The organism is Pontibacter beigongshangensis (assembly GCF_014332515.1).
Classification (GTDB): domain Bacteria; phylum Bacteroidota; class Bacteroidia; order Cytophagales; family Hymenobacteraceae; genus Pontibacter; species Pontibacter beigongshangensis.
In genome coordinates, this window is sequence record NZ_VFSD01000007.1 from 20,353 (window position 1) to 46,346 (window position 25,994).

The window sequence follows — 25,994 nt, forward strand, 5'->3', positions numbered from 1 at the left end:
CTGTTTACGGGGAAGCGCCAGTTACAGACGCAGGGCCTGATTATACGGCCATGCCAGCTGGCGCATTTGACCTCCCGGAGACCATTCGCAGCACTGTGCCTCTGTAGGTGGAGCTGCATCTGCTCAGAAGCGACTGTGGGTTTCATGTTGGCTCCTTAGCGCTCTGAAGAGCAGGCTAACCCGTGCCGGTAACATCGGATGTATCGAAATAAAATATAGTTATTCTGTGTATAAACAGGGTAAAACTGCTTTCTGCGGAAGCTGTTTTGCCTCAAGGGTAGTGGTAGGCTTAGCAGCAGGATTCTGTGCCGGCAGAAGGCATTCTGCTGACCAACGGATGCCCGGGTACCTGCATTTTTTACTTTGAAGCGGTGGGCATGGAAGGCAGCCTACGCATTGCCGGGTGCATTGCTAGCTCCTTTGCTCCTCTAAAGGGCAGGCACAGGCAGCGTGTGGAATCGAGTATTCATTATCAATAATTGTTGTTTTATATGTTTAAAGTAATTTTATTATGAGAAAAATTTTATCTAGTTTATTTCTTTTTTTGTTCTTCTGCCTTAGTTCGCGGGCACAGGAGTCTGAAGTCACCCATGTCTGGGAATTCGATTCTCCTGTCGTAAATAAGAAGGCAGAAGGCTGGGAAGCCATTAACTATGCCAACCCCAACACCTCTGAGGGCATCCTGCACCTTACAGCTGTAACGAACATGGGCTACCCCGACCTGGAATACAAAATTCCGGCTGGCGTCACCATCGACCCGGAAGTGTCAAAACGAATCGTGATCAAACTTAAGAATGGCACGCTCAGCAGGCGGTGCCGTTTTTACTGGGTAAAAGACGGGGTGCAGACACGGCACGATTTCCTGGTTTCTGTGCAGGATACCGAGTTCAAGGAGTATGTGATCGACTTAACCCACGACAGCCGCTGGAGCGGAAAGTTTGAGTCGATCAGGTTTGAGATCCCGATGCCGGTTCCGGCTAACTCGCACAACACCATTGTAAGTGTGGATTACATTAAACTGCTGAAAGCCCCTGCCGCCCCCGCTCCAATGCCGCCCATGACACCGGCTCCGTTTGGTGTGAATCTGGCGGGAGCAGGCTTTGCCAACGACGACTATCAGTATCCGCACGCAGCTGAGCTCGACTATTTTAAGGAGAAAGAGCAGAACCTGATGCGTGTGTCCTTTAAGTGGGAGCGTATGCAGCCAGAGATAAACGGTCCATTGGACGAACGCAATCTGAACGACCTGAGGAACATCGTGTGGGCGGCCAGAACCCGTGGCATGTGGGTGTTGCTCGATCTGCACAATTATGGCAGGCGCACCGTTAACGGCGTGAACACCGTAATCGGCAATCCTGGCCTTTCTATAGCCGATGCGGCCGATGTGTGGGTAAAACTGGCCGAAGAGTTTAAGGACTTTGGTAACATCTACGCCTACGGCCTGATGAACGAGCCTTACGGCATGACACAGCACACACCATGGGTGAACATTGCCCAAGGGATGATAGATGCCATCAGAACAGTAGATACGCACACGCCGATTATGGTAGGGGGCGAGAGCTACAGCTCTGCAGCCAGGTGGCAGACCGAAAGCGACAACCTGAGATCTCTTGTTGACCCTTCTGATAACCTGATTTTTGAGGCGCACGTGTATTTTGACAATGACGCCTCCGGCACTTACGCCAAAGGATATGATGAGGAGAAGACTACGCCCACCACAGGCATCAATCGTCTTAAGCCCTTTGTAGAGTGGCTGCAGCAGTATAATCTGCGTGGGTTTATAGGAGAATATGGTGTGCCTGATAACGATGAGCGATGGCTGACGGTGTTAGACAACACGCTGCAGTACATGAAAGAGAACCACCTGAACGGCACCTACTGGGCGGCAGGCTCCAGATGGGGAACGCACAAAATGTCGGTGCACCCGAACAACGACGGCTCTGACCGACCGCAGATGGCCGTGCTGGAGAAATACACGTACGCTGATGCCCCATCGCTGAAGCCAGAGATCACCAGTCCATATGCCGCCAGCTTTAATGTGGCCAATACTGTTTCCTATAAAGTTACGGCTACAAATAACCCGGCAAGCTTCACCGTGAGCGGTTTGCCCGAAGGCCTTAGCTTTAACAGTACTACCAACCTGATTACGGGTACTATTCCTGCCGGTGTACACACGCTGCAGCTGAGCGCCACCAATGCAGAGGGAGCCGGCAGAACCAGAGAAGTAGTGCTGAGAGGAGTGCAATTAACCCTTCCGGGTGTGATAGAGGCAGAAGATTACAACGATGGCGGAAACAATGTGGGCTACTTCGACAATACCCTTGGTAATGCCGGCAATGCCACCACCTACCGCCACGACGATGTGGACCTGCGTACCACCGATATATCTGACAACTTTGCCGTAACAAAGACCACTGCAGGCGAGTGGCTGAAATATACCGTAAATGTGGAGCAGGAGGGCAGCTATAGCGTAAAACTAAGATATGCCACCACTACAACTACAGCCAGTGGCGTGGTTAGCCTTAAGCTCAACGGCGAGGAACTGTCCGGCGAAATACCGCTGTCTCCTTCAGCCAACAAAGATTCCTGGAAAGAAGTTGTGTTCGATATTCCTGCCGTTACCCAGGGCCAGCACGTGCTGGAACTGCTTGTTGTGAACGAAGGGTTCGATGTTGACAAGCTGGAATTCTCTATCAATGCTGCCCCCGCTGCTCCGGCAGGCTTTACTGCAGAAGCATTCGGCAGCGACAAAATTAACCTAAGCTGGAATGCTGTGGACGGTGCAAGCACGTACACGCTGAAACGCGCCGGAAGCGAAGACGGTACTTATGAGATCATAGCCCAGGGCCTGACGGCTACAAGCTACACTGACGAGGGCCTGACTCCTGAAACTGCCTATTACTATGTCGTATCAGGTACCAACCTGGTAGGCGAAGGAGCCAGTTCTGCCAAAATTTCGGCCACAACCGCCGCTTTTGCCGGTCCGGCTGCTGTTACAGGCCTGAGCGGTATTGCAGGCGATGCCCGTGTGGTTCTGAAATGGGCCGCCGTGCCTAATGTTACGAAATACATCATCAAGCGCTCAACTGTATCCGGTGCCGACTATACTGAAATCGGTACCTCTACCAGTCCGGAGTATGTAGATGCCACTGCTGAAAACGAAGTAACTTACTATTATGTAGTGGTTGCCGAGAATGAGCTGGGTATAGGTAATAACAGTGCCGAGTTTGCTGCAACCCCTGGAAGCGGCCGCTATAGCTACTGGACATTCGACGAAACTGGCGGAACAACTGCCGTAGACTCCTGGAGTAACCTGGTAGCCACCCTCGGCTCAGCCACAAGTCTGGTAAGCGGCAAGCTGAACAATGCCGTAGAACTGAACGGGAATTCGGAGTCTTTCGTGACGCTGCCTCAGGGAGTAGCCAGTGGCTTAAAAGACTACACCATCAGCACATGGCTAAACATGAGCACTTACTCAAGCTGGGTACGCCTGTTCGACTTCGGCTCGAATGAGAACAACACCACCTCGTACATGTACCTGACACCACGCAATGGCGAAGATGGGCACGTTCGGTTTGCCATCAGAAATGGCAGCGCTCTGGAGCAACGCATTAATACCACTGCCACGCTGCTTATAAATGAGTGGAACCACATTGCGGTTACACAAAAAGATGGAGTAGGCATTATATATGTGAACGGGGAAGAGGTCGGCCGTAACAACAGCATTACAATTGTGCCGGCAGACCTGGGCCCTACGCCTCAAAACTGGATTGGTAAGTCGCAGTTCTCATCAGACCCTAATCTCAGAGGCATTGTAGACGAGTTCAGGATTTACAGCAAAGCCCTTTCTGCTGACGAAGTGGCTGCCCTGAAGCAGGAGGCAAGTGCGCCGCTTTCAGTGCACAGCAACAAGCAGCTGAATAAAAACGCTGTAATAGCATACCCTAACCCATCGAACGGAGACTTCCGGGTGAGTGTGGACACGCCGCAGAATGGCAAGCTGACCATCTCGGTATACAACTCCCTGGGCGTGCTGGTGCACAGCATCGAAGATGTGAAGCGCGACGCTTACGAGAAGGAGGTAAATCTTCGCGGTCTGGCTGCAGGAGTTTACTACATCCGCGTGAATGTGGGCAACTTTACGCAGACAAAAACAACCATCATCAGATAATGAAGGCAGCCCGGCCCAAAGGATACTTACCGGTATCCTGGGCCGGGCTGTTTTATTTTTAATCTTTCTGAAGATGAAATGCCTGTAACAGACTGTATGGTGCAGGTGTTTACAGCCAGCCACACGAATCCCGGAATTCAACGTTTAGTTTTTTCAATTTCAACAGAAGGATTAAAAAATCCTGCCTCCTGTTTCCTGAGGCACTACAATTTCTGATGCCGATATGTGGTGTCGCTGGTTGTATAGCATCAAAGCAAGTGTGGACAGCGTGTCTGGTGCCGCGGCAATTATTTAAATCAAAATGCCCTTCCAGAGGCTATTCTTTCTGCTGCTGCTGCTAAAGGAGCCGGCAGTTAATTCTGTTTGTTGCCCGAGCAACGTCTATGATGATCGGGTAACCTGTTTTCAGCAGCGAAGGCAAGGTTAGCCCATGGTTCAACACTGCCCTTTGTGCTGCAAAACCAACATGTAAATATTGTCTCAGCCTTTTCTGCTGCAGACGCCAAGCCATTGCCGCTACAAATTTTCCATTCCTTCTGATTGATTTAATTAAGCCAGGGCATCTGGTCCTGGCTTAATTCCTTTCTCTCCCAACCATGCTGCCCCTTATGCACCCTTGTTTCTGGCAGGAGCGGAGGGTATGGCGGCTGGTGCAGCATGCTTTATTCCTGGATGTCCCGATTACCTAATAAGGCAGCAGAAATAGTGCTAAACTATCTGGAATGCCTTATATGGCCTGGTCTGAATTATTGTTATTACTAAATAAATTTTAAACTATTTAACATTTCTAACATGATGAAAACGCTTATATGTAGTTTAGTTTTGCTGGTGTGCCTCGGCTTCAGTGCCAGGGCGCAGGAAGCGGAGACTACCCATGTCTGGGAGTTCGACGCTCCCGTCGTTAACAAGAAGTCGGAAGGCTGGGAGGCTATCAACTATAGCAACCCGAACACAGTGGATGGCATTCTGCACCTGACCGCCGATGCCGGTCTTGGATACCCGGACCTGGAGTACAAGCTGCAGCCTGGGGATGTGATTGACCCTGCCGTTTCGAAGCAGATAGTGATCAGGCTCAAAAACGGTACCAGCAGCAGGAGGTGTCGCTTTTATTGGGTAAAAAACGGGGTGCAGGTAAGGCACGACTTCCTGGTATCGGTACAAGACACCGAGTTTAAGGAATACGTAATAGACCTGTCGCACGACAGCCGCTGGAGCGGCACTTTACAATCCATCCGGTTTGAAATCCCGATGCCGGTGCCGTCGAACTCTACTGGAACCATCGTCAGCATAGACTACATCAAGCTGCTGAAAGCCCCTGCGGCTCCTGCGCCCATGCCTGCCATTACGCCGGCCCCTTTTGGCGTAAACCTGGCGGGAGGCGATTTTGCCAACGACGATTACCAGTACCCGCACGCTGCGGAGCTGGATTATTTCAAGGAAAAAGGCTTAACCCTGATGCGCATTCCTTTTAAATGGGAGCGCTTGCAGCCGGAGCTGAACGGAGCCTTTTCTGAAAGAGACTTAAACGATCTGAGAAACATTGTATGGGCAGCCAGGACCCGCGGTATTTGGGTGTTGCTTGATATGCACAACTATGGCAGGCGCAAAGTAAACGATGTAACTACCGTTATCGGGAACCCTGGTGTTTCGGTGGCCGACGCGGCCAATGCCTGGCGGATGATTGCCGAGGAGTTCAAAGACTTCGGCAATATTTATGCGTACGGTCTGATGAATGAGCCGTATGGCATGACGAAGCACACCCCCTGGGTGAACATTGCACAAGGCATGATAGACGCTATCCGGACCGTAGACACGCACACGCCCATTATGGTAGGAGGCGAGAGCTACAGCTCTGCCGCCCGTTGGCAGACCGAAAGCGACAACCTGAGAGGTTTGGTTGATCCTGCCGACGACCTCATTTTTGAGGCGCACGTGTACTTTGATAACGATGCCTCTGGTTCTTATTCTAAAAGCTATGACGAAGAAAAAGCCTCGCCCACCACAGGCGTGAACCGGCTTAAGCCTTTCGTAGACTGGCTTAAGAAATACAACCTTCGTGGATTTGTGGGTGAATATGGTATCCCGGACAATGATGTGCGCTGGCTCACGGTGCTGGACCAGACGCTGGCCTACATGAAGGAAAATAACCTGAACGGTACGTACTGGGCAGCAGGCTCCAGGTGGGGAACGCATAAAATGTCGGTGCACCCGAACAACAACGGCTCGGACCGTCTGCAGATGCAGGTGCTGGAAAAATACCATTACGCCGATGCACCCGCACCTCAGCCTCAGATTACAAGCCCCTATGCTGCAAATTATAATGTAAACAGCAACGTATCTTACCAGCTGAAAGCGACAAATAACCCGACAAGTTTTACGGTGACGGGGCTTCCTGCCGGGCTAACCTATAACAGCAGCAGCAACCTGATAACTGGCATTATGCCGGATGGGGTGCATACGGTGCAGCTGAGTGCAACAAATGCCTCCGGTACCGGCAACATCCGGGAGGTGGAACTGCGGGGCATGCGCCTGACACTTCCGGGTGTAGTGGAGGCGGAGCATTACAACGATGGCGGAAATAATGTGGGCTACTTCGACACCACCGTTGGCAACTCCGGCAACGCCGCCTACCGCCACGATGACGTAGACCTGCGCACCACAGCTACCCCCGGTAACTTTGCCGTAAACACCACTGCCAGCGGCGAGTGGCTGAAGTACACCGTAAACGTGGAGCAGGAGGGAAGCTATAGCGTGAAACTGCGCTATGCCACTTCTACTGCAGACGCAAGCGGCGTGGTAAACTTCAAACTTAATGGCGCGGCGCTAACAGCTGATGCCACGCTGGAACCCACTACGAACCGCGACACCTGGCAGGAAGCTTCCCTGGAACTCCCGGTGCTTGCCGCGGGTGTGCATACGCTGGAGCTGCACGTGGTGAGCGAAGGCTTCGATATCGACCGGTTTACATTCCGGGTGAATACCGCGCCCGATGCCCCGGCTGGCCTGACAGCGGCAGCTTTCGGCAGCAGTAAGGTGCAGCTGAACTGGTCTGCTGTGGAGGGCGCAGCGAGCTATACCCTGAAACGCGCTGCAACAGAAAACGGTACTTACGAGGTTATCGCGCAGGGACTGACTGATACGAGCTACGAAGATGAAAACCTGGCCCCGGAGACAAGCTATTATTATATGGTGTCTGGTACCAACCTGGTTGGCGAGGGCCCGAATTCTGCGATGGTCTCCGTTACCACAGCTGCTTTCACGATCCCTGCTGCCGTGGAGGGCTTAAGCGGTGTGACGGGCGAAAACCTTGTGACGCTTTCCTGGACTGCTATGCCAGATGTCGCTTCTTACAACATCAAACGCGCTGTCGTTTCTGGAGGCGGCTATGAGGTGGTGGGCACAACTGCCGAGCCAGCGTTTGTGGACGGAACTGTTACGAATGGCACCACCTATTACTATGTGGTTTCAGCCACGAACGCCCTGGGCGAAGGTAGCAACAGCCATGAGTTCGCCGCCACACCCGGCAGCGGGAGGGTTGGGTACTGGGCCTTTAATGAAACCAGCGGTTCAACGGCAACAGATATATGGAGCAGCCAGGTGGCAACCCTGGAGGCAGAGGCCAGCTTTGCTGCCGGTCGGCAAGGCAACGCCCTTAGCCTGACAGGTACTGCAGCGTCTTACGCCAAACTGCCAGAGGGTATCGTGAGCACACTCGATGACTTCACCATCAGCGGCTGGGTAAGACCTTCTGCCAACACTAACTGGGGTCGCCTGTTTGACTTCGGCAACAGTACTTCCTACATGTACTTAGTGCCACGCAACGGCACCGACGGCCGCGTGCGCTACTCCATCCGGAACGGCAGCGCCCCGGCGCAACAAATTAATTGTGCCATCACGCTTTCTACCAACACCTGGGTGCATATAGCTGTTACATTGTCTGGCAACGTGGGTATTATGTACATCAATGGCAGAGAGGTGGGCCGCAATAATAACATGACCCTGAAGCCTTCTGACCTGGGCTTCACAGAGAACAATTATATTGGCAAGTCGCAGTTTCCGAACGACCCGAACTTCAGGGGCCTGATAGATGAGTTTCGGATTTACAGCAAGGCGCTCAGCCCGGAAGACATCCAGGGGTTGCTGAACCCTACTTTCGAACAAAGCATCACCTTTAGTCCACTGCCGCAGAAAGAGGTTGGGGATCCTGATTTTGCCCTGACCGCCGCAGCCAGTTCAGGCCTGCCGGTGACCTACGCAAGCTCTCACCCTGAGGTAGCCACTGTAGAAGACGGTATGGTTAAAATTGTTGGAGCTGGCACCACCACGATCACTGCCTCACAGGCAGGCAACGCAAACTACGAAGCCGCTGCCGCCGTGTCGCAGGTGCTGACGGTTGTGCAGAAGTGGCAGGAAATAAGCTTTGCCCCGCTTGAAGAAAAACTCCTGGGCGCTGCTGACTTTGCACTTGCTGCTACTGCATCTTCGGGGCTGCCGGTTTTGTACGAGAGCTCTAACCCGGCCGTAGCCACGGTAGTAGAAGGCCTGGTACAATTGGTAGGCGCAGGCACGACTACTATCACCGCCACACAACCCGGAAACAATGTTTACGCTCCCGCAGCGCCTGTGTCGCAAGAGCTAACGGTGAGTCAGAAAGCTCAGTTCATTACGTTTGCATCGCTTCCGGAGGTGTCGCTGGGTGAGCCTGATTTCAGCATTTCGGCAATTGCCAGCTCAGGGCTTCCGGTTGTTTTCAGCAGCTCAAATCCTGCTGTTGCTACTGTTACCAATGGCATTGTTTCCATTAAAGGAGCAGGCACCACTGTCATCACTGCCACGCAGGCAGGTAACAACGAGTACGGCCCGGCGCCAGATGTGGCGCATACCCTGGTGGTTGCCTCCGATACGCAGGCGCCAACCGTGCCACAGCAACTTACAGCTGATAAAACGAACAAGCACAAAGTGGCTTTAGCCTGGCAGCCGTCTAACGACAACATCGCTGTAACCGGTTACGATGTGTATCAGAATGGCGTAAAGCTGGTTACACTACCGGCAACTGCAACAAGTTACCTGACAGAGCGTCCGTTTGGCAGAGATGTTTATGTGTTTTTTGTGAAAGCCTTTGATGCGGCAGGTAATGTATCGGCCGCAAGCAACAGGGTCGCATCATCTAACGGGCCTTATGATGAGCAGCTGCTCACCATTTACGATGGTACAGAGACTATTAGCCATACAGCTACTGCAGCTTTGAAGATTGGCACAGAAGGCTTCGAAACCTATCCGAACCCGACGCAGGGCAGAGTAAACGTAAGTGTAAACAATCTGCAGGATGGAGCCATCACGATTTCTGTTTACAACACGGCAGGCGGATTAGTGCAGCAATTTACCGACGTGAAACAGGGTGCTTACCAGAAAGAGCTTAACCTGGAACACCTGGTGGCGGGTATGTACCACATCAGAGTGAGCGTAGGTAACTTCTCGCAGGCAAAATCTATCCTGAAAAGATAAGGAGACTCCTCTACAGGAACGGCACCCGTTCCTGTAGAGGCGCTCATGCATCAAGCACAAAAGCCAGGCAACTTGCCTGGCTTTTGTGCTTTTGGTCAGGTCAGCTGCCGGTTAAGAGGCAGTTTTTTATAACTGATACTAAGGCACAGCGCAGCATCACTTAGTACCGTCAGGGCATTAGCAGAGCGGTAAGGGGCCGGAAGTGTAAATTATTCTAATCAATAACACCCTCCGGAGACCTCTTCTCCTGCTGCTGCTCCGGCTGCTTTGCGACAAGATTTACGAGCCTAGACTTAGTGCGCCACAAACAATGGCTTGCCGGCTATCAGAGCAATTATTCTAATCAAAATTAGCCTCCAAGATGCCTCTGCTGCTGCTGCTGCTGCTACTGCTAAAGAACCGTCCGTTAATCCTGCCTGCATCACTTGTGTCGCCAGCAGGTTTACGATGCAATAGGTTTGCGTTGGCTGGTAAGAGGCTGTTTATAGAACACGACCATCAGCTATAAAAGCAGCCCCAGGGTCGTTGTAACAAACCTGTCCGGGATAATTGTGCGGGTGCTGCTAACGCTTGTTCTTTTTTTCAGGAAAAAAATAGCCTTAATTAGCCTTTATAATACATTGTAGAAATATTGATTTATGGTAAATATGCCCTGGCGCTAAGGAACGGTGAATACTGGCGGTAGCTGTTGTTTGGAAGCCTGCTATTTTCAGGATAAGAGGTGGAGCCCGGGTAATGTTATTTATGGCAATAGGGTCTAAAAGCTTGAAAAAAGCTGTTGTGGTGTTTGTATGAGGTGATCAAAGGAGATGATAATAGCTCCCGTAGCAGCTTTTTCGTCGGGTTAGCTTGGGTGTTGTTGATGCGTATGCCATTTTAAATGCATCCCAAATAATTGCTTTCAGGTCCTTATATATTCTGTTCTGGTGATGATAGGAATGTCTGAATCGAAAAGGTTTAGCTTTTATATAGATTATCGTTTCTCTAGTTTTAATCAACCAATCAGGAGAACAACCATTCATAAGCTTTATAACCGTGCTGCAGTTGCTTCCGCGATGAGGCGCTATGGGTGAACAGTGGCTTTGCTGCTCCTGAACCTTGGTTTAATACTTCTTGAAATTTTATATTATTCCTGTTAAATAAAGCTATTATGATCAGATTATGGATGTGTGCCTTTGCTGTTCTCTTCATTAGTGTCAGTTGCAGGGCACAACGCCCGGCAATGCCTGCCCTGGAGCCTGCTCCTTTCGGAGTGAATCTGGCTGGGGCAGAGTTTGGCAAAATTGACGGCAAGGAATATGGTTATCCTACAAAAGAAGAGCTGGACTATTTTAAATCAAAGGACCTGACCTTGTTCCGCCTGCCTTTTAAATGGGAACGGATCCAACCGGAACTGAACGGCGGCCTCGATGCGGAGGAACTGGCAAAGATGCGGGAGTTTGTGGATGAGGCGCGCAAGCGTGGGCTCTGGGTTATCCTGGACATGCATAACTATGGCAGAAGGCACATGAGCGGCAAGTCTTACATTATCGGGGAGCCGGAACTGTCGATAGCGCATGTGGCCGATGCCTGGCAAAAGCTGGCAACAGAATTTAAAAGCTACGACAACATCTGGGCTTATGGCATCATGAACGAGCCCCACGACATGCTGGCGTCAACCCCCTGGTTTAATATCGCACAGGGAATAATAACCAGCATCAGGCGCGTGGATAAAAAGACGGCTATTGCCGTAGGCGGCGACAGCTGGAGCTCGGCAGCCAGGTGGCAAACCGAGAGCGCTAACCTGAAGAACCTGAAAGACCCCGGCAAAAACCTGATTTTTGAGGCCCATGTTTACTTCGACAGAGATGCCTCGGGCGCCTACAAAAACTCATACGAAGAAGAACTGACAACGCCTGCTACAGGCGTAGAACGGGTAACACCGTTTATAAACTGGCTCAAAGAAAATAACTTCCGGGGCTTTATCGGGGAGTATGGTGTGCCGGCAGAGGACGAACGGTGGCTGGTGGTGCTGGACAACATGCTGGCGCACCTCCAGCAAAACCATGTGAACGGTACTTACTGGGCTGCTGGCCCAAGGTGGGGAAAGTACCGCCTGTCGGTAGAGCCGCGCAACGGAGAGGATCGTCCGCAAATGAAGGTGCTCGAAAAATATACTTACGCAGAGCCCTTGCCATCTGCCATGGGCAGGAAGAAAAGCAAATAAGCAAACAGTACCTGTCCTTAACATGGCCAGGAACCTGGCAATCAGGTAAGGTAATATTTAGCCATATAACAACGGTTGTAAATAGTGTCTATTAAAGAATAATTCAGGAACAGAGGCAGTCATCATCTCCTCTGCCGCTTCAGGTGGCCTGTGTGTAGTTTCAGCACTTGCAGATATAATTATAATATTAAGTCTGCTTTGTTTACGGCTATTAATTGCCATTTGGGGCTGGCGGTCGTGTGCCAGGCAGCAGTTGTCAATGATTTAAAAAAACTGATAGCCAGGCTTGAATTAATTTAATATTGATTTCAGGAATGTCATAAAATGTTGTTAGAGTTGTGCTGCTAATGCGGGTGTGTTAAACAGGAGCGTCGGGATGAGCAGGATCTGGAGGGCTATAAATAGGGGGGCTTGCGAAGGTTTAAGCTGGATTTAGCGCCTATCCATCATCTTTTGTGTTGCCTGCTTTAATAATTTATCTTTATTTACTGCCAAATGATGTAGGCGACAAAGGTGCAGAAGCAGGTAGTATGAACAGCTCCTGAATGGTAGGAATGTCTAAACTGAATATTTTTAGATGTATAATTTATTTTTAAATAAATAGCTTTAAATCGTCAAACTATTTATTGAAATGGAGGGCAGACTTGATGGGCCTGCTAAAGTACTTTCCGGTTGCAGGGATTTATCGCTTTAGCGCAGTAACAACAAACCAGATTTTATGATTTCCTACCTGTTTAATACCAGGTTCAGGTTGGAGGCAGAAAAACCGCACCGTCAGGAGTAGCATCCGGCCGGAAAGTTTTTTGGCCTGTATTGGACAGCGTTGCCTGTTTGAAACAGATGCTTTTGCCGGTTATAAGTCGAGGAGGGGCCCGGATAACCGAATTTTATTTTTTTATTCATACAAATGTTAGTTAGCAAGTTCGTGTAGCTTGCTGCAGCGCTTCAAATTCATGCAGATACCAATAATTAAAAGTATTCAACTATCAACCACTTAATATTTTCTCTATGCATAAAATAATTACGCTCCGACTTGGCAAATTCGGGCTGGCTTCAGCGATGGTTTGCCTTAGTCTTTCGGGAGGCGCTTACAGCCTGGAGGGACGTGCTCCGGCTGTCGATGCTTCCCATTTCTCGCTCCGCGGTAATGAGGCAAACGCTGAAATTGGAATACTGGAACTGACAGTTTCAGCTGCTATTGATGTTAGAGGTAAAGTAGTAGACAGTAAGGGAGAACCGTTGCCGGGCGTAAACGTGCTGGTGAAAGGAACAACGGTTGGTACAACTACTAATATAGAGGGTGAATTCTCTTTGTCTGTGCCGGATAATAACTCGGTCCTGGTTTTCTCTTTTGTTGGTTTTATGGCTAAAGAAGTGGTAGTGGGCAACCAGGCGGTACTGAATGTAACCTTAGACTCCGATCAGAGGGTGCTGGACGAAGTGATTGTGGTGGGCTATGGCACTCAGAAGAAAACGCATGCTACCGGTGCTGTGTCAATGGTTACAGTGGATGAGCAGCTCTCAAGCCGTGCCGTGCCTAACGTGTCTTCCGGCCTGGCAGGCCTCGTTCCAGGTTTGGCTGCTACGCAGTCTACCGGTATGGCTGGCCGCAACCAGGCAAGCCTGGTTATTCGCGGTCTGGGAACTGTGAATAATAGCAGCCCGCTGGTGGTGGTAGACGGTATGCCCGATGTGGATATCAACCGGATCGATATGAATGATGTGGAAAGCATCTCTGTGCTTAAAGATGCGGCCTCTGCCGCTATTTATGGTACAAGAGGGGCTAACGGTGTAATTCTGATCACCACGAAATCAGGCAGGGGCAAGCAGCCAAGCATCAACTTCACCAGCACCAATGCGTTCGAGACTCCTACCAAGGCCTACGATTTTATGTCGGACTATGCCCGTGCACTCTCAGTGCACCAGCGGGCATCGGCCGTGAATACGCTGCCTGAAAACACCACCTTCCGAAACGGCACCATTGACCAATGGATGGCCATGGGCATGATAGACCCGGTAAGATACCCCAACACCGACTGGTGGGATGTGATGATGCGCACGGGCTCTATTCAGCGCCACAACCTGTCTGCATCTGGCGGAACAGACCAGTCTAACTTCTACATTTCGGTAGGGGTGCTGGACCAGAAGGGCCTGCAGATCAACAACGACTACAAACAGTACAATGCCCGCATCAACTACGATTACAAAGTGCGGCAGAACATGAATGTGGGAGTTAAGCTGAACGGCAACACCTCCAGGTTCGATTATTCATTTGGCGAGGGCTTTACCGATGGGGGTACAAGCAGTGGCTACGACATGCAGTTTGCTGTTGCCGGCATCCTGCCTTACGACCCGGTTACAGGGCATTATGGCGGGGTGATGGCATATGGTGAAGACCCGCAGGCGTTTAACCCTTACACTGTTTTCCAGAACAACATGACCAAGCAGGACCGCCAGGAGGCGAACGCAACCATGTTCCTGGACTGGTCTCCTATCAAAGGCTTAACGGCGCGTGTGGACTATGCCGTAAACTACAACAACCAGTTCCGCAGAAGGGCCGATATGCCTAACCGGGCATTCAACTTCCAAACCAACACCTATGGCAGCCGGGTATACGTAGGCCCTAACGCGCCTGTGCAGAACTTTACCGACACTGGTTACAAGACCATGTTTACCGGCAGGTTAGACTATACCAAGAACTTTGGCTCAAATCATGAGTTCAGGGCTCTGGCAGTGTATAGCGAAGAATACTGGAATGTGCGTTCACAGTCAAGCTCAAGAAACGACCGCCTGCATCCATCGCTTAAAGAGATTGATGCCGCTCTCACAGATGTTCAGACTACGGGCGGTAACTCAAGCGCAGAGGGACTTAGGTCTTACGTTGGCCGTTTAAACTATGCCGCTTTTGATAAGTACCTGTTCGAGGCGTCTTTCCGCTACGACGGATCATCTAAATTCCTCGATGGCCATCGCTATGGTTTCTTCCCTTCTGGCTCGGTAGGATGGCGGTTCATGGAAGAAAGCTTTATTAACTCATGGGCTGGCCGTGTGCTGAGCGATGGCAAGCTGCGTGTGTCTTATGGTAGCTTAGGCAATAACAGCGGCGTGGGCCGCTACGAGCAGCAGGAGATCCTTACTACTAGCAATTACATGGTTGGCGGTAATATCGTGAAAGGATTTGCCTACAGCCAGATGGTAAACCGGAACCTGTCGTGGGAAAAAACAAATGTGTTCAACCTGGGTTTGGAGCTAGGGTTCCTGAACAACCGCTTAACGGCTGAGGTCGATTACTACGACCGTCTGACTACCGGCATGAACCGTCCTTCTGACTTGTCTATTCACCTGAGAGGCGCCTACAATCCGCCACGCAGAAACATCGGTAACCTCCGCAACCGGGGCATCGAAACCAACCTGACCTGGAGAGACAAAATTGGGGAGGTAAGCTATGGTGCCAGGCTGAATGCCTCTTTCAATACCACTACGCTGGAGCTCTGGAACGAATTTCTTGGCAGGGGCTGGGTGTTTATAGATATGCCCTACCACTTCCTGTATACCTATGAGGATATGGGGATAGCACAAACCTGGCAGGATATCTACAACGCGACACCGCAAGGCGCGTCACCAGGCGACATTCTTCGCAAAGACCTGAACGGCGATGGCCGCATTGATGACAACGACAGGAAAGCAGACCCTAAAGTGCAGCGTGACCGACCAACCACAAACTTTGCCCTGAACACCAATGTGGCCTGGAAAAACTTTGACCTGGTTGTTTTCCTGCAGGGCTCTGCCGGACGCAAGGATTACTGGCTCAATAACCATAATACCGTGAACCTGCCATCAAGCCGCTACGCCTCTACCTGGGAGCACTGGAATAACCCCTGGTCTGTGGAGAACAGAGATGGGCTGTGGCCACGCCTGAACGGCACTTCGAACCAGGTGGAGACAACCTTCTGGCTGGATGATATGAGCTTCCTGCGCATCAAGAACATGCAGTTTGGTTATAACCTGCCTAAAGCATTGCTAGGCCGGGTTGGGGTAAAAGGCCTGCGTGTGTTCGGATCTGCCGAGAACCTGGCAACCTTCACTTCTTTCCGTGGGCTCGATCCGGAAAAAGAAGGAAACAGAAACGATCTGTACCCGATTGTTAAATCATATTCACTTGGTATTAACCTGAGTCTTTAAAAAAGCTTACTTGTCATGAATAGACTGAAAATAAAATCAAAATTACTTATTGTGCCTGTTTTGGCTGCGATGGTACTTGGGCACAGCTCGTGTAAAGATGACTTGCTCGACCAGCAGCCAACCACAGAGTTAGGTGCTGTCGCCTTCTGGAAAACACAGGAAGATGCCACTTTTGCACTGCATGGGGCCTACGCCGCCATCAGACCCCTCTTCGACCGCGACTATTATTTCGATGGCCAGGGCGAGTATGTAAGAATACGGGGCAACAGCGCCAGCACCAGCGGAACTTTAAGGCTTGGAGCTGCCTACACATATGGCAATTTCCGCCCTACCGGCTACGGCTCCAGCTTCGACGATATGTACCGCTTTCTGTATGGCGGGGTGCACAGAACCAATTACGTGATCGACAATGTTAAGCGGATGCTGCCTGCCGCCGCCCCCGGCGATGTGGCTGAACTGGAGACCATTCTCGGCGAAGCACGCCTGCTGCGCGGTATGGTGTATTTCCGCCTGATTTCTATGTGGGGCGATGTGCCTTACATTGGCAAGCAGGTATTCGACAACTCGGAGGTGGCAAACATCGCCCGTATGCCGATGGCGCAGGTAAAAGACTCTATCATGGCCGACTTTACCTATGCTTTCGAGAAACTGCCTGCCCGCTCGACGGCTTTAGGACGTGCCGGCAAGCCCGCAGCACTGGCTTTCCGGGGCAAACTGCAGCTTTACTGGGCTAGCTGGAATAAATTTGGCTGGCCTGAGCTGGATACTTTTACTCCTAGTGCAGCTGAGGCCGATGCAGCCTACCTTGCCGCTGCCGCCGATTTTAAGGCAGTGGTAGAGGATTATGGCCTAACACTTTTCCGCAACGGAGAGCCGGGTGAGATAGATGAGCTGGGCAAAGCCAATAAACTGCCGAACTACTATTACCTGTTCACCCCGATTGCCAACGGCGACCCTGAGCATATTATGGCGTTTACGCATGGCGGTGTAGGCACTGGTCAGGGCGAAGAGCTGATGCGTGACTTTGCAGGCCGCTCGCACGAAAACTCCCAGGTTTGGGTATCGCCACGCTACGAGATTGCCGACAGGTATCAATCTACCAATACCGGCGATTTCCTGCCTAAGCTGATCCCGATGGAGGCGAATGCTCCCGGCGCCAGAACTGCGCCAAACTCGGCCGTAAACCCTCAGAGCTATGCCGACCGCGATTACCGCATGAAGTCCTCTATTATGTGGGATTACGAAATGAGCATGGGCATGAATTCCTTAAAAGAGACGGGTATGGTGCCGTTCATCTTCAGGACCTGGGGTGCCAAAGTGACCATAGATGGCGTGCAGTACACCACTTATAACACCGACGGCACGAACTCCGGCTACGTGTTCCGCAAGTTTGTGCGCAACTATGCCGGCCAGGGCCGAAGCGAAGGCGACTTTGCCTGGCCTGTGATGCGCCTAGCTGATGTTTACCTGATGTACGCCGAGGCGACAAACGCTGTACACGGCCCGCAGGCAGATGCGATAGAACTGGTGAACAGGGTTCGCCACCGCGGTAACCTGCCGCCACTGGCAGCCGACAAAACTGCCGGCAAAGAGGCTTTCTTTGCAGCTATAGAGCAGGAGCGCATTATTGAGCTATACGCTGAAGGCCATCGCCCCTTCGACCTTCGCAGATGGAGAGCTTTGGAAAGAGTGTGGGGAATGCCTGGCGGAGATGGTGTGTGGAGCCAGAATACCTACGGCTCTAACGTGGAACGCTACTACCAGAACACGCAGGAGCGGGAATACCAGCAGAACTACATTTTCAGGATCCCTCCCGGCGAGCGCGACCGCAACCCGAATCTGACTCAAAATACCCCGTGGTTATAAGAAGCGAATTTTAAGAATCATTTAGAAAGAAATAGAAATTATTGCCATGAAAAGATATTTAAAGCTAATAGTCCTCTGCTTACTTGCACCGCTTGCCTGGGTTAGTTGCAAAGACGATTTCCCGATTGATGATGATGGACTGCTCATTACAAAACGGTCGCAGTGCTTTGTGAGCAATTTCGAGCTGTTGGGAGCCGATTTCCTGACTGTGCGCTCAAAAAACCCGGTGATAGACACCGTAGCCTGCACCATTGATGTAGAAGTGTTTTATGGCACCGACCTTACAAATGTGTATCCGCAGTTTTCGCTGGTAACAGATGCCAAGCTCGACCCAAAAATAGTTGGCAAGATGGACTTCTCTGACTTGGCTACTCCTAAGGTTTTTACGGTGGTCTCCGGAAACAGAAAAGTAAGGAAGCCTTACACGGTTAATATCACAGTTCAACAATAGGAAGTTAGATTGTTAAAGAAAATAACTATGCAACGTAAATATCTGTTTAATATATCCTTCCTGCTGTCGTTGCTCCTGCTAGTGGGGGCCTGCAAGGAAGAAGAATATGCCATCCCGACACTGCGGTCCGAATTTCAGAACGACTGCATTAAACGCAACCTGGGGCCCAACCTGATAGGCAACAAAATGGAGTTCGCTTACGCCATGGCCCTTCCGCCAAACAGGGGCCGGATATTGTCGGCGCAGGTAGAGGCTTCCATTGCGGGAGCACCAGGTACCTATCTCGAAAACCGCTCATTCCATACCGACGCCAGTCGTGTGGATATAGGGGTTCCGATTGGGGAGCCCGCCCAAACAGCCGGCAAGGTAACCAGAGTCGATTTTACGGCAGACACCAGTGCCGCCACGCTCCGCTATTACTATGTAATTCCAGACGAGGCGCGCGGCCAGCAGGTAAGCTTTACCTTCTCTGCCAGCAGCAGCACCGGCGAAAACGTTTCCTACACCATGGGGCCATACGATATCTCCAGAATGGATATCGCCCTGGACCTGAACGTGAAGGATGGCGAGACCAGCTATATTTCTATTGCTGACATGGCTGTGTACGATGCTACAGCTGCCGCCGCCAATGCCGATAAGATAGACCTGGTGTATCTGTACCGTGCGCTGCCTAACATCTCGTTTGCGCATGCTCTTGTAGCGCCTGCGGCCGATCCACAGTACCTGCCGGAGGTTACGCTGCCAGCCGGGGTAAACAAGAACACCAGGTTAAGAAAAGCCTGGGGCCTGCGCGATCAGCAACTGGCCCGCCTGCAATTCGGTATTTTTATCGACGACCTTGACTTCCAGCAAATAGACCTCTCTGATGCCCCTAACTACGGGATCAACATGCGTGCTGAGTCTGGCGCATGGGTAGAGACGGCCGACGGGCGGTACAGAGCCTACATTTTTATAAATGCAGTGGACAACGCTAACAAGAGCGCCCGGATTAGCATTAAACGCTATGCGCTGTAAATAGCGGCTAACGCATGGTGAGCTCACTTAGGCAACGGGCATCGAATTCGTAGACATTTATTTACCAGGGGGCAGGTTACGGAAGTGAGGCCTGAGCCCGGATTTGCAGTTGGTAATAAACGGCTACTTGTTTGATGCCCGTCGCACGAGTGCTTCGCCAAATTAGAAGTGTTGTCAGCGGCGCCTCTGGGAGGCTTTCCAACAACTCACTTCTTCTAAAGAATGACCAGGTAGCAGCAGCAGCAGCAGCAGCGGAACGCTTCGGAAGGCCGGTTTCATTAGAATAATTGCGCTCCGGCTGTCCGGGGTGCTGGTGCTAAAAAGTGTATGCCGTAACTCATTGTTTTGGGCTATCGGGGCTGCTGCCCCGGGGCCTCACCTGGAAATTGAATTTCCAGTTACTTTTTTCTGGCTTGGTTGCCACACCGTCAGGTTGGCCTTAACCAAAACCTTTGTTTCTTACCATGAATCCACCTAAAATAGTTCTGTGCCTGTTGCTGGCGCTGCTCTCCGTTGTATCCGGATTTTCGCAGAGAACCGGAGACGCTGTGTTTAAAGCCGGCGACAAAGTTAATTTTATAGGAAACAGCATCACGCACAGTGGCGGTTTTCATAACGATGTGCTGCTGTACTACGCCACCCGCTTCCCTCAGGCCAACATCATGTTTTACAACTCCGGCATCAGCGGCGACAATGCCAACGACATTCTCCGGCGAATCGACGAAGATATACTGCCCAGGCAAGCCACCTGGTCGGTCATAATGGCTGGCATGAACGATGTGAACCGCGCCCTATACGCCCCTGCGCGGCAGGGAGAAGCAGGCCTGGAAGAGCAAAAGCGACAAGCCATTCAGAACTACCGCAACCACCTGGACAAGGTGCTGCAGAAGCTGTCGCAGACCGGCACCACCATTATTTTGCAGAAACCAACTATTTACGACCAGACAGCTGAGCTGAGTTCCGAGAATCTGGTGGGGGTAAACGATGCCCTGGGGCAATGCGCCAGCATTGTAGATGAACTCGCAAAAAAGTATAATACGTATGTGGTAGACTACTGGAGTTTTATGAACGAAACAAACCAGCGGCTACAGCAAAAAGACCCTAAAGCTACCATCATCAGCATCGACCGCGTGCACCCCTGGGGCACCGGCAGCCTGATCATGGCCTACCAGTTCCTGAAAGAAACAGGGGCCCCATCAACCGTGTCGGCGGTAGAGCTGGAGAAAAATACCGTTAAGAAATGCACCAACTGTGAGGTCTCCGCCCTTAAAGCCAATAAGCAGGGCATGAGCTTTAAAATGAAATCCGAAAGCCTGCCGTTTCCGCTGGCGCAGGAGCCGCAGACTACCCGCGCGCTGAGCCTGGTGCCCCTGGTGGAGCAACTAAACCGGGAGATGCTGCAGATAAACAAACTAAAAAAAGGCAGGTATGCGCTCAGCATCGATGGCACCTTTATAGCCACGCTCGGCAGCGATGACCTGGCCAGGGGCGTAAACCTGGCGCTATACCACAACACGCCACAGTATCAGCAGGCGCTGAAGGTAAAAGAACTTGCCGCCAGTTACAGAGCCGTGCAACAACAGCTGCGCGACATTAAATGGGTGCAGTACCGGCATCTGCCCAAAGGCCTCTGGAACACAGATATCGCCCAGGTAGAGGCACACATCACCGAGCGGCTGGATTTTCTGAACACCAGCAACGGCAGGAAGTATGCCGAGGCGAAAAAGTTCTACGACAACTACCTGCAGCTGAAACCTGAGGAAGCAGCGCTGGAGGCAAAGCTGCAGGAACTGAACAAAACCATCTACAGCATCAACAAACCGGCCGAGCACGAATACAGGTTAACCGCCCTGCCCCAGATGCCCGATAAAGACATCATGTATTTTGGCCTGAACCAGGCAGGTGCCGAGTTCGGTAAAAACCAGCCGGGCGAGCACCTTGTAGACTATGCGTACCCCACCACCCGGCAACTCGACTATATGCAGGAAAAAGGCTTCTCGCTGATCCGGTTTGCTTTTAAGTGGGAGCGCATACAGCGGTCTTTGCATGGAGAGCTGCATCAGGGGGAACTGTCCAGAATGAAAGCTGTAGTGGAAGCCGCCCGTTTGCGAAACCAGTGGGTGCTGCTGGACCTGCACAACTACGGCCGACGCAAAGTAAACGGAGCCTCCGCCATTATAGGTTCTCCTGACCTGCCCGTAGCTGCCGTAGCCGACCTGTGGGGAAGGCTGGCCCATGAGTTTAAGGAATACGACAATATCTGGGGCTATGGCCTCATGAACGAGCCACACGACATGCTGCCCTCTACTCCCTGGTTTAACATAGCACAGGCCTGCATAAGCGCCATCAGGGAATCCGACCAAAAGACCACCATCGTGGTGGGCGGCGACGAGTGGAGCGGCGCTTCCAGGTGGCTGAGTGTAAGCGATAACCTAAAAGACCTGCAAGACCCTTCGGACAACCTCGTGTTTGAGGCCCACCTTTACTTTGATGCCGACGGCTCCGGAACCTACCGGCAAAGCTACGAGCAGGAAGGCGGCTCTCCCGAAACAGGAGTAGAAAGAGCAAAGCCCTTTGTGGAGTGGCTGCAAAAGCACAATCTAAAAGGCTTTGTGGGCGAATACGGCATACCCGACTCTGATGAACGCTGGTTTGTAACACTGGACAACCTGATGCGCTACCTGCAGCAGAATGGAGTAGGGGGCACCTATTGGGCTGCCGGCCCCTGGTGGGGCAAGCATTTTATGGCAGTAGAACCCCGGGAGGGCAAAGACCAGCCACAAATGAAAGTGCTCGAAAAATATACGGTCGCCAAACCGGCAAAGAAAAAGAAAAACTGAAGAAGCTTTGGGCAGTGGTGGTTGGTTAGCCTTAACCGCAGCCAGCCCGACAAACCTGATATTGATGAAACGAAATATGCTTACATTAAGAAATTTTATTTACGTGTGCGTGAGCTTGGTAATGCTGACGGCTCCGGCGGTGGCTCAGAATAAAAACCCTAACAAAAGCAGGATAGACGGCTATAAAGGGATTTGGTTTACCCTGGATCAGTTCTCGGAGTATGGCGACAAGTACTCGGGTGGGCTTGGCACCTATACCGCTAACCATAACCCGATAGCGGTTTACTCGCCCGAAGCAGACAAAACGTTTTTTGTATATGGCGGCACCCGGCATCAAAACGAGAAGCACCTGCTCATCATGCTTTCGTATTACGACCACAAAAAAAAGCAGGTGCCTAAACCGGTAGTCGTTTTCGATAAACTGGGCGTAGACGATCCGCACGACAATGCCTCACTTTCGATTGATGAAAACGGGCACATCTGGGTGTTTGTGAGCGGACGCAACGTATCGCGGCTGGGCCATATTTTTAAAAGCCGCCGACCGTACGAGATCGACGCTTTCGATAAAATGTATACAGGCGACATGACCTATCCGCAGCCCTGGTGGGTGCCCGGCAAAGGCTTTTTGTACCTGTTTACCCGCTATACCAAGGGCCGTGAGCTGTACTGGAGCACCAGCCCCGACGGCACCGCCTGGCAGCCCGCTCAGAAGCTGGCCAGTATGGGCGGGCAGTATCAGCTGTCGGGCATGAACAACGGGAAGCTGGTAACATCGTTCGTATACCTTAAAAACGACAATGCCGACACCCGCACCAACCTGTACGTTCTGCAAAGCGATGATATGGGGCAAACCTGGAAAACCATGAACGGCACTCCTGTGCAAACGCCCCTAGCTGACATCCGCAACGAGGCCCTGGTGAAAAACTACGAAGCCGAGGGAAAACTGGTGTACATGAACGACCTGAACTTCGACAAAGACGGGAACCCTGTTATTCTGGCTATCGTGAGCGGCCATTACCAACCGGGCCCCAAAGGCAGCCCCCGCGAGTGGCAGCTAATCCGTTGGCAAAACGGGCAGTGGAACATCTCAAAAGTGCTGGAGTCGACTCATAATTACGATGTAGGCTCTCTGTACATCAACGGAGATTATTGGGAGATCATCGGGCCAACAGAGCCGGGGCCGCAGCAGCATGGCACAGGTGGCGAAACAGCCCTCTGGGTAAGCAAAAACAACGGCAAGGATTGGGAAAAGAAACGCGACCTGACCAAAAACAGCCCCCGCAACCACTCCTATGTCCGCAGGCCAGTAAACGCCCATCCCGACTTCTACGCTTTCTGGGCCGACGGCCACGCGAATGAGTTTTCGGAGTCGAAGCTGTATTTCACAAACAAAAAAGGAAACAAAGTATGGGAGCTGCCTTACCAGATGGAAAAAGAACTTATGAAGCCCAGGCGAGTAAAGTAAGCCTGTGCCTGCTAGATAAATTACGCTGATAATAAGAGCCTCCCATAGATCATTACAGCAGCAGCAGCAGCAGCAGCAAATCGCTCCGGAGGACCTGTTTGATTAGAATAATTGCTCCTGAGCCAACAGGCCGTAATCCATCAGGCTACGAACTGACTATCAGGAGCTGCTGTAGCCGGCAGTTCAGATTATAAATAAAAGTAAATCACTGTGTTTTACGCAAAGTGCCCTGTCTGGGGCAACGCACAAAAACCTAAAGCGGAGAAATCAAAATGAGACTGCTACCATACTACTCCATCTGCATGAATAGATGTAACATGAAGAACGCGTTGTTGTTATTTGTAATCGTTCTGTTTGGATTAACTGCCACAGCACAGGACAAAAAACTGCTCAGTGGCAAATACTCCAAAGAAGAACTAAAAGCAAACCTGATTCCGCAGGCTGGCTGGCAGCCCTTCCCGAAGCTGCAGGACCGCGAGAGCTGGTCTAAAGCCGACCAGGAAATGATGCAGGCTTACTTAAAACAGGCCGAAACCTACCTGAATTACGAGTGGCCGCACATTCCGGCCACCAAGTCGCTGCTGATTGTGCGCACCGGCGACCGCGATGAGTACCAGTCCATGAGCTTTATGAAAAGAAGAGTGCTGGGCACCATGCTGCTGGCAGAGATCTATGAGAACAAAGGCCGCTTTGTCGACCCCATCATCAACGGGGTATGGTCTATCTGTGAGGAGTCTTTCTGGGGAGTGCCGGCGCACCTGCCCGGCTCGCCGGAGTATGCTGGCCTGATGAATGTGGCCGAGCCTTTTGTAGACCTGTTTGCCGCCGAAACCGGCACCTACCTGGCCTGGGTAGACTACTACCTGGGCGAGAAGCTGGATGCCGTGTCTCCGCAAATCCGCAAACGGATTTACCATGAAACCAACAACCGCCTGTTTAAGCCCCTGATGAGCCGGCCGCACTTCTGGATGGCGAGAGGCGAGGACGGGCGTGGCCCCAACAACTGGAACCCCTGGATAACGTCGAACTGGATTAACACGGCGCTGCTGCTGGAGCGAGACGACCAGAAGCGGGCAGACCTGGTGTACCGGGCGCTGCACGTGCTGGACGAGTTCCTGGACCCATACCCGCAGGATGGGGGCTGCGACGAAGGCCCGAGCTACTGGGGAGCCGCTGCCGCCTCTCTCTACGACAACATCTCGATGCTGAACCTGGCCAGCAACAATGCCTTTGGGTATGTGTTTCAGGACGAAAAGATTAAGAACATGGGCAAGTTCATTTACCGTGCCCAGATTAGCCCTGCCTACTTCCTTAATTTTGCCGATGCCGATCCACAGCCAAAAATGTCTGCCACCATGATTTACCGCTATGGCAAAGACATTAAAGATGTAGACATGATGCGATTTGGCGCCTACTACCGCGAACCTGAGAACGGGCAGATAGACCGCTTCCATTTTTTCCGCAACTTCTTTAGCCTTTTTATGCAGGAGGAGTTCCGCAATGCCAAAGCCGGTCTGCCATTGCCCAAAGATGTGTGGCTGCCTGACTTGCAGGTAATGGTGGCGCGCGACCAGGCAGGCACCACCAAAGGCCTGTACGTGGCAGCCAAAGGCGGCCACAACGACGAAAGCCACAACCACAACGATATCGGCAACTACGTGGTGTACTACGATGGGCAACCACTGCTGATTGATGTTGGGCGGGGCACTTACACAAGCAGAACGTTTAGCAAGCAGGGGCGCTACGAAATATGGAATAACTGCTCCGACCACCACAACACACCCACCGTAAACGGCAAAACACAGCTGCCGGGGCACCGCTACCAGGCATCGCAGGTGAAGTACAACCAGGGGCGGGCCTTTGCCGAGTTTTCGCTGGATATAGCAAAGGCCTACCCGGCCGATGCGGGCATCAACAGCTGGCAGCGCACTGTGCGGCTAAACCGTGGCAAAAACGTGCAGGTGTCGGATGTCATCAGCCTGTCAAAAGCCCAGGCAATTACCCAGCACCTGATGACCTGCTACCCGGCCGAGGTAAAGAAGCCTGGCGAACTGCTCATCTATTACAAACCGAAAGAAGGCAAGGCACGCAATTTCGTGGTGAAGTATAACCCGAACCAGATGCAGCCGACAGTAGAGAAAGTGAAGCTGGAGTCGAAGGAAGATGAGGGAATAAGGCAGAAGTGGGGCGACACCATTTACCGCATCAACTTTAATATAACGCAGCCTAAAGTAAGCGATAAGTTAAATTTTGAGATTGTCGCCTCTAAATAGCTTTACCTCTAACTAAAAAGG

General features: G+C 51.7%; 10 protein-coding genes. All 10 read left to right on the forward strand.

The genetic code is table 11. The annotated features are described in order from the left end of the window. Positions 1-511 precede the first annotated feature (511 nt). The 10 genes from FJM74_RS07745 to FJM74_RS07790 all read left to right on the forward strand — a co-directional run bounded on the left by FJM74_RS07745 (position 512) and on the right by FJM74_RS07790 (position 25,973). Positions 512-4,171: a cellulase family glycosylhydrolase gene (locus tag FJM74_RS07745; RefSeq protein WP_187262021.1), complete on the forward strand. Its 3,660-nt coding sequence runs from the start codon at positions 512-514 to the stop codon at positions 4,169-4,171. A gap of 792 nt (positions 4,172-4,963) precedes the next feature. Further along, entirely contained in the window at positions 4,964-9,676 is a 4,713-nt protein-coding gene (locus FJM74_RS07750) for a cellulase family glycosylhydrolase (protein WP_187262022.1), read from the forward strand. A gap of 1,150 nt (positions 9,677-10,826) precedes the next feature. Further along, on the forward strand, positions 10,827-11,882 hold the full coding sequence (locus FJM74_RS07755) for a glycoside hydrolase family 5 protein (protein WP_187262023.1): 1,056 nt from the start codon (positions 10,827-10,829) through the stop codon (positions 11,880-11,882). Positions 11,883-12,890: 1,008 nt separating this feature from the next. Beyond that, positions 12,891-16,064 (forward strand): SusC/RagA family TonB-linked outer membrane protein, encoded by a 3,174-nt coding sequence (locus FJM74_RS07760; RefSeq protein WP_206684015.1) that lies wholly within the window; start codon positions 12,891-12,893, stop codon positions 16,062-16,064. A 15-nt stretch (positions 16,065-16,079) separates the two neighbouring features. Continuing rightward, on the forward strand, positions 16,080-17,930 hold the full coding sequence (locus FJM74_RS07765) for a RagB/SusD family nutrient uptake outer membrane protein (protein WP_187262024.1): 1,851 nt from the start codon (positions 16,080-16,082) through the stop codon (positions 17,928-17,930). A gap of 46 nt (positions 17,931-17,976) precedes the next feature. Next, positions 17,977-18,381: a DUF5018 domain-containing protein gene (locus FJM74_RS07770; RefSeq protein WP_187262025.1), complete on the forward strand. Its 405-nt coding sequence runs from the start codon at positions 17,977-17,979 to the stop codon at positions 18,379-18,381. 27 nt (positions 18,382-18,408) lie between these two features. Beyond that, on the forward strand, positions 18,409-19,395 hold the full coding sequence (locus tag FJM74_RS07775; protein WP_187262026.1) for a DUF4466 family protein: 987 nt from the start codon (positions 18,409-18,411) through the stop codon (positions 19,393-19,395). 464 nt (positions 19,396-19,859) lie between these two features. Beyond that, entirely contained in the window at positions 19,860-22,235 is a 2,376-nt protein-coding gene (locus FJM74_RS07780) for a cellulase family glycosylhydrolase (protein ID WP_187262027.1), read from the forward strand. 76 nt (positions 22,236-22,311) lie between these two features. Further along, positions 22,312-23,700: a BNR-4 repeat-containing protein gene (locus FJM74_RS07785; protein WP_241738991.1), complete on the forward strand. Its 1,389-nt coding sequence runs from the start codon at positions 22,312-22,314 to the stop codon at positions 23,698-23,700. A 272-nt stretch (positions 23,701-23,972) separates the two neighbouring features. Beyond that, on the forward strand, positions 23,973-25,973 hold the full coding sequence (locus FJM74_RS07790; protein WP_317175543.1) for a heparinase II/III domain-containing protein: 2,001 nt from the start codon (positions 23,973-23,975) through the stop codon (positions 25,971-25,973). The last annotated feature ends 21 nt before the right edge of the window (positions 25,974-25,994 follow it).

Coding starts and splice junctions, on each gene's coding strand:
- FJM74_RS07745 (WP_187262021.1), top strand. CDS start 512: ATGAGAAAAATTTTATCTAGTTTATTTCTTTTTTTGTTCTTCTGCCTT.
- FJM74_RS07750 (WP_187262022.1), top strand. CDS start 4,964: ATGATGAAAACGCTTATATGTAGTTTAGTTTTGCTGGTGTGCCTCGGC.
- FJM74_RS07755 (WP_187262023.1), top strand. CDS start 10,827: ATGATCAGATTATGGATGTGTGCCTTTGCTGTTCTCTTCATTAGTGTC.
- FJM74_RS07760 (WP_206684015.1), top strand. CDS start 12,891: ATGCATAAAATAATTACGCTCCGACTTGGCAAATTCGGGCTGGCTTCA.
- FJM74_RS07765 (WP_187262024.1), top strand. CDS start 16,080: ATGAATAGACTGAAAATAAAATCAAAATTACTTATTGTGCCTGTTTTG.
- FJM74_RS07770 (WP_187262025.1), top strand. CDS start 17,977: ATGAAAAGATATTTAAAGCTAATAGTCCTCTGCTTACTTGCACCGCTT.
- FJM74_RS07775 (WP_187262026.1), top strand. CDS start 18,409: ATGCAACGTAAATATCTGTTTAATATATCCTTCCTGCTGTCGTTGCTC.
- FJM74_RS07780 (WP_187262027.1), top strand. CDS start 19,860: ATGAATCCACCTAAAATAGTTCTGTGCCTGTTGCTGGCGCTGCTCTCC.
- FJM74_RS07785 (WP_241738991.1), top strand. CDS start 22,312: ATGCTTACATTAAGAAATTTTATTTACGTGTGCGTGAGCTTGGTAATG.
- FJM74_RS07790 (WP_317175543.1), top strand. CDS start 23,973: ATGAGACTGCTACCATACTACTCCATCTGCATGAATAGATGTAACATG.